Origin of the sequence: Fusibacter sp. 3D3, assembly GCF_001748365.1 — a bacterium.
In the GTDB taxonomy this organism is placed as follows: domain Bacteria; phylum Bacillota; class Clostridia; order Peptostreptococcales; family Acidaminobacteraceae; genus Fusibacter_A.
Genome location: NZ_BDHH01000037.1, coordinates 1 through 12,580, shown reverse-complemented (window position 1 = coordinate 12,580; position 12,580 = coordinate 1). Strand labels below are relative to the sequence as shown.

Here is a 12,580-nt window from a genome sequence, read left to right as displayed (position 1 = left end):
GTGTAGCTCAGGTAAGCACAAAGGGAGAACCAAGATTAGTCATAGAGGACGCAAACGGCTGAGATATTGGTTATTCCAGGCTGCTAAGTGTGTAGTGGTCCATTCGGATGAGTTCAAAGAACTTCATGCGTACTATACGACGAGGCTTGAGAATCCACTTAAAAAGATGCAGTCGCTGATAGCCATTGCTTGCAAGGTACTTCGTGTGATATACACAATGCTTACAAACGGCACGGTGTATGACCCTAAGAAGTTGAAAGCGGATATAAAGAGACCGACTAAACTGAAAGCAGTTGCTGCATAACAGAAACAAGAAAATAGTATTGTCAATCCAGACCCTTGCTGGGATTCAGAAAATCTGGATTCGAGCAGGGTTCTGGAAAGCAACCCGATTGAGATGAAGTCGCTATAAGTGCTTTATCAGCAATATGACTAACTGAGAGAATCAAGGTATAGCGTCCAYTGAATATCAGATCCTTGAAGATCAAATTGGTCAGTAAAATCAAAATCTAAAAAACAAGAGCTGTAGCTGGCAGTAGTTATTTCCTTAGGGCAAGACCCTGTTAGAAAGCTTAGCCGGCACTCAGTGTATGAACAGGTGGGACGAAGGAAGTTGGGACATGATCCCATTAGACACGGAAGGTTCACCATCATAGCTAAACAGAGGAATCACGGCCTTTATAGAGTATTACAAGCGGATGCTTATTAAGCTGTACCCATTTTAGCTATTCAGTACATGATATCATGACTGTTCTACACTTTTAGCTCTGGTTAGCGAGGTAACTATTTAAACCAAAGCCTTAAAAATCAATGATTTTAGGCTTGACAATATAGGAAGGATCTATTACAATGAATGGGTGAAGCTATTACGATAGAGCCTTTAAAAATAAAACATGTGATGACATGGCGAAAGAGCGTATAAAATGAATGGACAGAATAGGTCAGATATCAAGATTGGCTCTAAAGTCAAGATTGTATTAAAAGCAGATCAACGTACTGGAAAATTGACTGAAGGTGTTGTTAAAAAGCTTCTTACCAATAGCAGTTCACATCCGCATGGTATAAAAGTAATGCTTGAAGATGGACAGGTGGGACGCGTACAGGAGATTTTGGGATAGTATTGTTAGGAACCAGAGAGATTCAAACCTAAATGATAAAAACGCACATGAATGTCAAAAAGGATCTGGATTTGAAGAAGGGAGTTTTAAATTGAAAGCATATAAAGGTGTTATTTTTGACCTAGACGGTACATTGCTCAATACACTAGAAGATTTGGCAGATGCCGTTAATCATACTATGAAGGCACATCATTTAGAAGAAAAGACCAATGAAGAGGTTCGAGAATTTGTAGGGAATGGCGTTAAGCGTTTATTAGAGCTGTGCGTGCCAATGGGCGTGGATCATCCAAAGTTTGAGTCTATATTAGAAACTTTTGTGACTTATTATGAAGCCAATTCGAATCATAAGACCAAACCCTATGCGCATATAACGGATTTATTAGAAGCGTTGACTCATAAAAACTTTCAACTGGCAATCGTTTCAAATAAAATTGACAATGCCGTAAAAGGGCTGAATGCGCTTTATTTCAGTAATTGGATCAATATTGCTATTGGTGAGACCAAAGAGATTAAGCGAAAACCAGCTCCAGATATGGTTCATGCATGTCTTGAGAAAATGAAACTTGCTCCAAGTGATGTCGTTTATATAGGGGATTCAGAAGTGGATATTTTGACTGCGGGAAATGCAGGCATTGACTGCATCAGTGTGAATTGGGGCTTTAGAGATTCGAAATGGCTTATGGATCATGGCGCTAAGTGTATTGTAAGTGATGTCAAAGCGCTTGAAAAAGAAATTTCACTGACTTCTATAGATTGAGACTAAAATGTAGATACTTTTTTAGTTACAGGGAGCCAAATTTCACTTGTATAGTCCAGTTTAGAATTGTCACCAATTGTGTAATATTCAAAGTCTATACCTTGTATTTGCTCGTAATCAGACTGTGGTAGAAATTCACTGTATATACGTTTCCACATGTGCTGAATTGATTTTGGCATAGGCCCCGTACAGGTGAAGACCGCCCAAGTTGCTGAAGGCATATGGATTTTTTGACATGAGTCGGGTACGTTATTCATCCGAGATTCGACACCAATAGCGTAGTTAAAATAGGTTTGATCTTTGGGTGAACTGTCACATATGCCGAAAAGGCCATCTCCAACCATAGGAGATGGTTTTTTATTGGGGCCATGTTTGGAAGAGTGCCCATAGGAATGCTTATAAGACAACATCTGTAACTCTTTAATCGTGTGATCTCTATAACAAGCCATCCAAAAATGGGGGATCTCGACTTCATTAATAGGATCGTCGATTAGAAAGCGTTTAACCTTTGCAATGACGTTAAAAGCTTCTTTTTCTTCAATTCTATAGTTTAGAGTGTCACCACCCTTTAAGGTGACGTGTATAGAGAGGGGACTGTATGATTTTAATTTTGAACCGGATTTTTTAGCGGCTGTGGGTGTAACCCCATGAAAACGTGTAAAGGCTCTTGAAAAACTTTCAGGGGTATCGTAGCCATATTTAAACGCAATGTCTATAATCTTCATATCAGACATTGTGAGTTCTATCCCTGCAAGGGTTAGACGTCTATTTCGAATATACTCGCCAACGGTGATGCCTGTGAGCAGATTGAAAGTGCGCTGAAAGTGAAAATTTGAAACATATGCTCTTTTAGAAATTTCTTTAGCGTCGAGCGTATCTAAAATGTTGGCTTCTATGTAGTTGATTGCGTTTTGTATGCCTTTTATCCAGTCCATATATAATCCTTTGCAATTTGGCAGATTTATAAGTTGTTTTTATGCGTTATATCTTTTTTATTTTAACCTTTTAGAAGCAGTATTCAGTAAACTCAACATCAATATATAGGCTATGAGTGAAACGATAAATGAGATGATAAAAAGCAAGGGCAATAATGACGTGAATATAAAACAACTAGCCACTAGCAAATTTGAGGCTAAATATAAATGCCAAACGGTGTCAATCTCTGATTCTAAATTAAGAAATTCAACTTGCCTTACTTCTGATTTAATACCATTACAGAGGTAGAAAACCATTAACAAATTGAATAATACAGTAATTAATCCTAAAAGGATACTCCAAAGGCTAAATGAACTGCCATAGACTTCATTTATTGGAATAGGGCTTTGGTATAGACTCAAAACAGATATGAAAATCATTGGGAAAGCAAGCCCTTTGGCCTCAATAAAAAATTTATTCTTATCCTTTAATAGCGTTAGGCCTTGGTAAATTAGAATATAGCCAATAAAGTTAGGTAATACATCAAATCCTGCGAATCGTAAATCAAAAAGAAAGATGAAGCCGTAAAAAATTTTACTGTAGCCCATGGTATGTATGCCTCCTAGAGTATTGTTATGCTGAGTCTATAAGTTTTGTTCGTCCTGAATCTGAATGAGTTCGTCTGATGCCGTTTTTATTAAGCTTAACATCATTAAGAATGATATCGTTGGCACAACAAAAACAAGTATAAAAAGCAACAGCGTTAACTCTGTAAATAAAAAGCTAATAGAGATCATTATAGTTGATCCTAAATATAAATACCAAGCCGTACTCGCACTTGATTTCAATTTTTGGATGTATTGAATTTTCAATGTTCATAGATATATTTTATGTGCGAAGTTTGAGTACATTAGTCAATATGTTTTCTAACGTTCCCGCAATTACCGAAGTCGTTCCTTTTGACCTTTAGAACAAAAGTGGCAGAGTCCTTGCTTCGCAAGGGCTGTGACATCAGGACGATTTCCGGTAAGTGACGTGTTAGGCGATGATTATTTTATTTCATTACCATTCTGATCAATCATTTTAATATTTTCTTTTGATAAACCTTCTATAGATTTTAGTACCAGATTAAGAATGCCATCAATTTCTTTTTCATCAATAATTTTGTCTGAATCCATATCCAATTTAATATTAACGTCTGTAACTTCATCTGTTTTATTAATCTCTATACTTACATCATTTAACTTGTCAATCCCATTTAATATATTTTTTTCTAATGTTAAAGCTGTTGTCTCTATATACAACCTTTTCTTATCCTCTACTGTTAAATCTGCATTTGTTTTTTCAAATTCTTCACTCCACACAAATTCTGTCGAGTCTAAACCATCACTTTCATTGCTAAATAGCTGTATTTTCGGAGCTATCCATATTATGTATAAAGCTATGGATATTAGTAGTATCATGAATAATAATAAAATCATTTTTTTTCTTCTCGTGTTCAATTAGTTCTCCTTTCACAAGCTCAAAGTATTCTAAAATAATTTTAGCCAACGTTCCCGCTATTACCGAAGTCACTCCTTTTGACCCTTAGGGCAGAAGTGGCGCAGTCCTTGCCTCGCAAGGACTATGACATCAGATGAATTTCCGGTAATTGACGTGTTATACGGCGTTATTTTTTTTTCTTCTTTTTTTTCTTCTTTTTTTTCTTAATCTCATGCTTCGAACGTATTTCTTTAACATTTTTTTGCCATTTAAAATCTAATTCTTGTCTGACTTTATCAATATCTGTTTCTTTTGAGCAACATGAATTTGTCAAATCAGCATATTCTTTGCTATACCTGCTATCAATTAATCTTGGATGATGATAATTATACGCATGAGAACATCTCATCAATATTGCTAACTCATTATCTTCACTCAACAAAGTATATGGAAACATATGCTGAATATACAAACTTTCACTTTCTAAATCATTTCCTTCTAAACTTGAACTCCACCCAATAAGTAAAAAAATTCCAGAACCAAATTTCACCAAATACACTAGATGCTCTTTAAACTCATTATATAGTCTACGTTCATTATTTAACTCAATTGCCATGTTCTCATAATCAAATATAAAAATACCGCCTAAGTTGAAAATGGGGTGTCTATTGATAGACATTTGCATATTGTTAAAAAACCAACTTGGTGCAACTGAAGTATTTACAGTAAATCCAGCATACAAAGAAAACTTTCTCTTTGGAAAAGCCTCGTCCCCTAACATATATAATCTATTTTCATCAAAAAAAACATCATCAAATTTATTTGCCCTCGCATCATTATATGATATTTTCATTATCCATCTTGCTAATCTATGATAATCATATTCAAATTCTATATAACTATCTTTATCAATATTTTCATTCATAAAATATGCTTTTATTAAATCTTTTCCATAGTCATCTAAAGGTCCTAATTTTTCTCCATTACACGTTTCACATACATCTTTAATTACTGCATCTCCTCTAAAAGCTTTATCCATAAAACTGTTATATGATATGTCACATTCTGGGAAAAAGTCTATTATACATGCAGGGATAATATGCTCTCGTGTAATTTTCTTCTCTTTATTGCAATATGTACATTTCATACTATACTCCTAAAAATAATGTCGTATAACGTTCCCGCACTTACCGAAGTCGTTCCTTTTGACCCTTAGGGCAAAAGTGGCACTGTCCTTGCCTCGCAAGGACTGTGTCATCAGAACGATTTCCGGTAAGTGACGTGTTAGAAGAAGTTCTGATTATTTCTTGATATAAACAACCTCTTTATCATTTTTCGAAACTTTATACTCAATTTTAGATATGTCACTTATACTTCCTACTCTAATAGGTGTACATTCCAAATAGTTTAAAATATCTGGATCATGTGTATTAATTACAATTCTCCACTCATTTTGATGTTGTAATGAACAATCTTTAAGAAATAACTCTGCTGGAGGTTGCTTCATAGTGATATAATTGACATCTCTTATTCTAGCATCGTAATGAATTTTTGAAAAAATTACATCTTTTTCTTTTATCCCAATATTAACTAATGCTTTAAGAACTCTTTTTTCAAATTCATGAATATATCTGATATAAATAGTACTTTTCCATGTTTTGTCAATCAAGTTGATTTTCTGATTTTCATTTGAAAAGTCTTTAAAATAATTTTCACTAATTACATGTTTCACATTATTACATGTACAATTCTGATTGTCTACTAAGTAAAAACTCGTCGCTGGCGATAGTAGTGTACTTCTTTTTCTATAATGTATAAAATTACCGCTTCTCTCTGTTTCAACATCACTATACATATTTTTATATGCAATATTAGAAGTTTTATCATATGAAAAAGTACTGGCAAATATTGCTTCAAATTGATCACCTTTTCCATGACCGTACTTTTTTTCATCATCAATCCATTTTTTAGCGGTGCTAAATTTAATTTCACCTTTCGAATATAATAAATATCCGAATTGTGCTTCTAAAATTTTAATCAACATTAGTCCATTTAAATTTTTACTCATTAATAAGTCCTTTAATAATCAGAATTTCTGCTAACTAATGTATTCCCGAATCCCCAATATTATACCATGAATTGGCGATTTATTACAGCCAAAATAGGACAAATCAAAGCATTTATTATCATGAAAGGCGGGGAGTGCTATGGTAATCTTAAGCATGAAGAAAATATTTTTAAATCAAGGAGTGGCGTAAAATGTTGGAAGAAATTCTTGAGCATTACAAGCAAGTAGGGCCCTATTCGTATGCGGGTCCATATCAAAAATATTATGAATATTTACCAAGCGCATCAAGCTTGACAGATGACATTTCAGAGCTTGGCAAACTCATCTGTTCACAAGTGATTCATCGTGTCACTTTAAAAGAGGGGAACACAGGTGCAAATACCAACTTGATCTATGGAGACATGACGAAGTTCCCATGGTACAGGTTGCGCTGTGAGGATGATGTGCTATTAACAGCAGTGGCAATGACCGCAGAGTTATTTCGGTTAGATGAAAGGGGTTTTTTTAAAGAGCGTGCCACAGAACATAAAATCGTTGTCACATGCAGATATGTATCGGTACTCATGTCGGCTATTTTAAAAGCAAAAGGCATACCCTGTCGGTCAAGATCAGGATTTGCACCTTATTTAAACAACACTAAAAGTATGGATCATTGGATCAATCAATATTGGAATGAAAGTGAAAACAGATGGATTACATTTGATGCGGATGGCTTTTTTGATGATAAGGTCTTGGGGTTTAGCCAATATGATATACCTTCTGAAAAATATGATTGGGCGGCAAATACATGGCTTGACATTAGAAGTGGGAACGTGGACGGAAAACACTATGTATATGCAGATTCACAGGGAACACAGGGTTTAAAAGCAGTTATCAGAGCCGTATTTTACGATTTTCATGCACTGATGAATCATGAAATTTCATATAATTTTCAGCCGAGCTATATCGCGGATAAATTTGAAAGTTTATCAGAAGCTGATTTAAGTGAAATAGATCAATTGGCAAAATGGATGCTAGAGCCAGATCAGAATTTTTATGAATTGCGAAATCTATGGTACACGAAACAAAAATATCGCATACTGAATAGTCCTTTGGTAGATTGTGGAAAGGAAGAAACGCTATGAAAGAATTTAAAAAATCGATTTTTGGCTATGTAGATTGTATCCAGCTTTATATTCCAGACATAGAGAAGGGCATTGCGTATTATTGTGATGGTCTTGGGCTTAAATTAAATGATTAAATTAGGAAAAAAAGGGTAGATGTAAGATATAAATACTATGTGAAATGTATTATAAAGATCTCAAGAAAATCCATTAAGGAGGGTTGAGATGACACATCTTACGACTATAATTTTTATCATGCTATTTGCAGGCGTTTTTGGGGGCGTTGTTAATTACTTAATGCTTCAAGATAAAAGCAATAGCGCAAAATTGTTAAAAAATAAAACTTTTTACAAGTCCATATTTTTAGGCGTTGCAGCTTCATTTTTAGTGCCCCTTTTTTTAAATACCATATCCAGCAACATTATTGAGAGTTCTGAAAAAGACATCTATCAACTGCTTGTTTTTACTGGATTTTGCTTGATCGCGGCGATATCATCGAAAACGTTTATCAACTCAATTTCAGAAAACATGATTAAGGAACTCTCCAATAGTGTTAATAACATGGAAGAGCAGGTAGGTCCCCTCATTGAAAATGCCACTGAGCGAGATGTCAATGAAAATGGATTGCTTTCTAACAACTTGGCAGATGATTCTGCACGAAAGGTAGAAGTATCTGATGATGACATGCATACCATGGAACAACAAGTCTTAGGTAGTGTAGCAAATGGTAAATATGCTTATAGGACTAAAGGGGGGATTTCGAAAGAAACAGGAATCCCAAAAGCTCAAACACATCAGGTTGTCAATCAGCTCATCCAAAAAGGTCATTTAAGCCAAAATGGATCAAATCCAGACACAAATATCTACATAACGAAAAAAGGCAAAATGAATTTAAAATGAATCTATACATTTCGATTAGGCCGCGAAAGAAATCAAGATAAAGAGGACATGCTTCGCAAAAAAAAAGTATCATCTCAAATCATGAGTACAGTCATGTGTTTGGGATGTTTTTTTATTGGGCCTCATTCAGAATTGTCAGATAATTTTTTTGAATATCAAAAAAAACGTTGACACCGAAATAAAACGAAAGTAAAATGAAATAAAACGAAATAATACGAGCTTTATATTGAAAAAATATGAAAAAAAGTGAGTCTATTTAATTATAAATGACGATATCAATAAAAATATGGGTATGAAACAGAATGGAAAGAAAAATAAACGAAAACAAATCGGGAAATTTAAAAAAACAATTAGAGCATATAATAAAATCCTCGAGGAGACCATTATGTTTGCAGAAGAAAGAAAAAGAGAAATACTGAGAATATTAAGTGAAAAGGGAAAAGTCAGAAACTACAATCTTTCTCAGATTTTTTCGGTCTCAGAACCAACGATTCGAAAAGACATCAGCGAATTAGATGAGCAGAAGTTGCTGATCAGAACTCATGGGGGGGCACTGGCGATTAACACCAATCAGGATGAACCTACATTTGTTGAGAAAAAGGACAAATACCATAGAGAAAAGGATACCATTGGACAGTTAGCAGCATCAATGATCAAAGATCATGATATCGTTATTCTGGATTCAGGTACCACCACTGTTGAAATTGCAAAATATATTACAGCGAAGCATATTACGATTATAACCAATTCTCTAAACGTGGCCCAGAGTCTTGAAAACAAAAATGACATCGAGCTTATTGTCACAGGTGGGATGATGCGATGGAACACCATGGCAATGGTGGGGCCGATGACTGAAAAGGCCTTATCTGGAATCCAAGCTGACATTGCATTTGTTGGCACGAATGGCATTTCTGAAAAGGGATTTTCAACACCCAATTTGATTGAATCTGAAACGAAATCTATGATGCTTGGTAAAGCGACTAAGAAATTTATCGTGTCAGACAGTAGTAAAGTGGGCAAAACGCATTTATCGATATTTGCAACACTGCTAGAGGTGGATGGCATTATAACGGATGAAGGCTTGGATGAAACATTCATAGAATACTGTGAGTCAATGGATGTCGATGTGTTAATGAGAGGTGGTGATCCTAATGATTTTAACGGTGACGTTAAATCCCGCGATTGATCGGACAATTGAAATTGAAAATTTGGAAGTTGATAAAGTAAATCGTAGCCTTAAAGTGCGTAAAGACATCGGTGGTAAAGGCATCAATGTATCTAAGACCATCTTGGCTATGGGTGGTGATTCTCTAGCCACAATGATCGTGGGTGGCCCGAACGGCGATTTTATATTGAGCGAAGCTAGCAGATTAGGTTTAAAGACAAAGGTGATTACAAATGAGGGAAACACCAGAGAAAACATTAAAATTGTAGATGTTATGAATAAAACCTACACGGATATCAATGAACCTGGACCGGAAGCAGAAAATACGGTTGAAATTGAAATACTCAGTTTTATCGAAAATGAGCTGAAAAAGAATGATCTTCTGGTTCTTTCAGGATCTTCTCTTAAGGGATTAAGTGATGATATTTTTAACAAGATGGTTGAAAAAGCAACCCAAGTAGGGGCATATACCATTGTGGATACAGAGGGCGAAAAACTCAGAAAAGCGATTGAGAGTTGCCCAAGTCTCATCAAACCCAATATTCATGAATTAGAAGACTTATTTGAGACAGAAATAAAGACGATAGAAGAGGTTATATCTTATTCAAAGAAACTGATTGAAAAAGGTGTTCAGACTGTAGTGGTATCCATGGGCGAAAAAGGCATCCTTTGGATAAGCGAAGATAAAGTCTATCTAGGTGAAGCATTGAAGGTAGATGTTAAGTCCACAGTGGGTGCTGGAGATGCAATCGTGGCAGGTATAGCGAAGTGTCTCAATGAGAAAAAGAGCGTTGAAGAAACGATAAAAATTGCAATTGCAGCTGCATCTTGTGTAATTTCAACAGAAGGCAGTAAAACGGGCAACATGGAGGCGTTAGAGCATTATATTTCAAAAGTCAGCGTCAGTGAACTGGCGTAGTGAATAATAGGAGGCATTATGATTAAAACACTTTTAACAGAGGACTTGTACATTGAGCATTTGAAAGCAAGCGATAAAAAAGAAGCCATTTTAGAGATGATCGATAAGCTTGAGCAGTCGGGAAAGCTTGTAGATAGAGCGTTGTATACTGAAGCTGTTTTCAATCGTGAGTCAGAGTTCAGTACTGGAATTGGAATGGGCATCGCTATTCCTCATGGAAAGAGTTCAGGGGTCAAAACACCATCTCTTGTCTTTGCGCGCAGCAAGGAAGGTGTCGACTTTGATTCTATGGATGAAAAGCCATCATTTTTATTTTTCCTAGTAGCAGTACCCGAGGAGAGTGGAGATGAACATTTAAAAATTCTGAGTACAATTTCTAGAAAATTGATGCATGAAGATGTGAGAAAAAGTCTAATGCAGGCTTCAAGTTATGAGGCGGTTATTGAAATCTTAAATTAGTGACTGGGGAGGTTAATGTTATGAAATATGTGGCGGTTACAGCGTGTCCGACAGGCATAGCGCATACGTACATGGCAGCAGAAGCACTTCAAATAGCTGCAAAAGATTTAAATGTGGATATGAAAGTTGAAACTAGGGGTTCTGTGGGTGCAGAAAATGAGTTGACAGCAGAAGATATTAAACAAGCGGATTCAGTAATCATAGCGGCGGATACAAATGTGCCGATGGAGAGATTTGACGGTAAGAAAGTCATCGTGGTATCTGTAAAAGACGCTATTAAAGATGCAAAAGGGTTAATAGAGCGTGCCAATAATGCGGCGGTGCAAAAGTCGGATTTATCAGATCAAGTTTCTGCGATTAAATCAGCTAAAAAATCAGAACAAAAAGGAATTTATAAACATTTGATGACTGGGGTCTCCTTTATGATTCCTTTTGTAGTTGCAGGCGGTATTTTAATTGCAATATCTTTTGCATTTGGAATTGAGGCATTTAAAGAAGAAGGCACGATAGCGGCGGCACTGATGACTATTGGTGGTGGTAATGCATTTGCATTAATGGTGCCGATTTTGGCGGGTTATATTGCATTTTCAATTGCGGATCGACCTGGCCTTGTTCCTGGGATGGTGGGTGGTATGCTTGCAGCATCTATCGGCGCTGGCTTCCTCGGTGGTATTATCGCAGGTTTCTTAGCGGGTTATGTTATTGTAGGTCTAAAAAGCATTATCAAATTACCTAAAACCTTGGCAGGCCTTATGCCTGTGTTGATCTTACCTGTGTTAAGTACTCTGATCGTGGGACTTGCAATGATCTATATTATCGGTGCGCCTGTTACAGCGATCAATGTGGGATTAAACAATTGGTTAAAAGGGATGAGTGGTACGAATTCAGTTATTCTAGGTCTAATTTTAGGGGGTATGATGGCACTGGATATGGGGGGCCCTGTTAACAAAGCGGCATATGCTTTTGCGGCGGGCTCGTTGGTTGCGGGTCAAACTTCTCCAGTAATGGCTGCTGTAATGGCTGCTGGAATGGTGCCACCACTTGGAATCGCACTTGCGACAACGCTTGCAAAAAATAAATTTACAATAGAAGAGCATGAAGCGGGTAAAGCCGCTTATGCCCTTGGCATTTCTTTTATCACAGAAGGTGCAATTCCGTTTGCAGCAGCAGACCCTGCAAGGGTTATTCCTTCAATCATGCTTGGTTCCGCGATAACGGGGGCGTTATCCATGCTGTTTGGATGTGGGTTAGCAGTACCACATGGTGGTTTGTTTGTACTTTTTATTCCCAATGCTGTGGCGAATTTACCAATGTATCTTATCTCAATAGTTGTTGGAACGGTCATCACCGCATTTACACTAATGACGCTTAAAAAAACAATATAACTTTGCACGGCTATCGCATGAAAAAAATGTAGAGTATTTTAGGAAAAGTGAATGCGAAAATGCAGAAGGAATAAATGGTAATAATTACAAAAAGGAATTAAAGAAGTAATGTCGAATTCAATACTAGAGGAAAAAAACTCTGGAGGAGAATTCATATGGACAAAACAATGTTTAAAAGTGCATTTGAAAATGTAAGCGATTTTAGACAAGAGTGGAAAGTAAAACATAAGCTGATAGAAATAATCTTTACAACAGTGATTGCAACGATTGCAAATGCGAATACCTGGATAGAAGTAGAATCCTTTGTAG

Annotated in this window: 16 protein-coding genes; 11 read left to right on the top strand and 5 right to left on the bottom strand. The window is 36.2% G+C overall.

The features are described from left to right. From F3D3_RS22725 to F3D3_RS22715, 3 genes are all read left to right on the top strand, one after another. Positions 1–304 (top strand): transposase (locus tag F3D3_RS22725; protein ID WP_139132194.1); only part of this gene is annotated, 304 nt, incomplete at its 5' end. 619 nt (positions 305–923) lie between these two features. Continuing rightward, positions 924–1,118, top strand: a complete 195-nt coding sequence (locus F3D3_RS22720) for a YwbE family protein (RefSeq protein WP_069876754.1) — start codon at positions 924–926, stop codon at positions 1,116–1,118. A 91-nt stretch (positions 1,119–1,209) separates the two neighbouring features. Next, a complete protein-coding gene (locus F3D3_RS22715) occupies positions 1,210–1,875 on the top strand; it encodes an HAD family hydrolase (protein ID WP_069876751.1) in 666 nt (221 codons plus the stop codon). 2 nt (positions 1,876–1,877) lie between these two features. Here F3D3_RS22715 and F3D3_RS22710 read toward each other — a convergent pair whose 3' ends face one another. From F3D3_RS22710 to F3D3_RS22690, 5 genes are all read right to left on the bottom strand, one after another. Further along, positions 1,878–2,810 (bottom strand): AraC family transcriptional regulator, encoded by a 933-nt coding sequence (locus tag F3D3_RS22710; protein ID WP_069876749.1) that lies wholly within the window; start codon positions 2,808–2,810, stop codon positions 1,878–1,880. A gap of 57 nt (positions 2,811–2,867) precedes the next feature. After that, positions 2,868–3,398 carry a hypothetical protein gene (locus F3D3_RS22705; protein WP_069876747.1) on the bottom strand — a complete coding sequence of 177 codons (531 nt, stop codon included), beginning with the start codon at positions 3,396–3,398 and terminating at the stop codon, positions 2,868–2,870. Positions 3,399–3,839: 441 nt separating this feature from the next. Then, a complete protein-coding gene (locus F3D3_RS22700; RefSeq protein ID WP_069876745.1) occupies positions 3,840–4,292 on the bottom strand; it encodes a hypothetical protein in 453 nt (150 codons plus the stop codon). A 167-nt stretch (positions 4,293–4,459) separates the two neighbouring features. Next, positions 4,460–5,419, bottom strand: a complete 960-nt coding sequence (locus tag F3D3_RS22695; protein ID WP_069876743.1) for a hypothetical protein — start codon at positions 5,417–5,419, stop codon at positions 4,460–4,462. A 153-nt stretch (positions 5,420–5,572) separates the two neighbouring features. Then, positions 5,573–6,340 carry a hypothetical protein gene (locus F3D3_RS22690; protein WP_069876741.1) on the bottom strand — a complete coding sequence of 256 codons (768 nt, stop codon included), beginning with the start codon at positions 6,338–6,340 and terminating at the stop codon, positions 5,573–5,575. Between the two features lie 191 nt (positions 6,341–6,531). Here F3D3_RS22690 and F3D3_RS22685 point away from each other — a divergent pair, with 191 nt between their 5' ends. The 8 genes from F3D3_RS22685 to F3D3_RS25310 form a co-directional block, all read left to right on the top strand. Further along, on the top strand, positions 6,532–7,464 hold the full coding sequence (locus F3D3_RS22685) for a transglutaminase domain-containing protein (RefSeq protein ID WP_084389260.1): 933 nt from the start codon (positions 6,532–6,534) through the stop codon (positions 7,462–7,464). Continuing rightward, positions 7,461–7,580, top strand: a complete 120-nt coding sequence (locus F3D3_RS23875) for a VOC family protein (RefSeq protein WP_139132193.1) — start codon at positions 7,461–7,463, stop codon at positions 7,578–7,580. The genes F3D3_RS22685 and F3D3_RS23875 overlap by 4 nt, the downstream gene beginning before the upstream one ends. A gap of 88 nt (positions 7,581–7,668) precedes the next feature. Further along, a complete protein-coding gene (locus F3D3_RS22680; RefSeq protein ID WP_069876738.1) occupies positions 7,669–8,343 on the top strand; it encodes a YEATS-associated helix-containing protein in 675 nt (224 codons plus the stop codon). A gap of 385 nt (positions 8,344–8,728) precedes the next feature. Continuing rightward, entirely contained in the window at positions 8,729–9,529 is an 801-nt protein-coding gene (locus tag F3D3_RS22675) for a DeoR/GlpR family DNA-binding transcription regulator (RefSeq protein ID WP_069876736.1), read from the top strand. Further along, complete coding sequence (gene pfkB, locus F3D3_RS22670; protein ID WP_069876734.1) at positions 9,495–10,427, top strand: 1-phosphofructokinase; 933 nt, start codon at positions 9,495–9,497, stop codon at positions 10,425–10,427. Before F3D3_RS22675 ends, pfkB begins: the two co-directional genes overlap by 35 nt. Positions 10,428–10,445: 18 nt before the next feature. After that, the gene (locus F3D3_RS22665) at positions 10,446–10,886 is read left to right on the top strand and encodes a PTS sugar transporter subunit IIA (protein WP_069876732.1); all 441 of its coding nucleotides are present in this window, start codon (positions 10,446–10,448) and stop codon (positions 10,884–10,886) included. 20 nt (positions 10,887–10,906) lie between these two features. Then, complete coding sequence (locus F3D3_RS22660) at positions 10,907–12,271, top strand: PTS fructose transporter subunit IIC (protein WP_069876729.1); 1,365 nt, start codon at positions 10,907–10,909, stop codon at positions 12,269–12,271. Between the two features lie 155 nt (positions 12,272–12,426). Continuing rightward, positions 12,427–12,580: transposase family protein (locus F3D3_RS25310; protein WP_139132192.1), on the top strand; the 154-nt coding region annotated here is incomplete at its 3' end.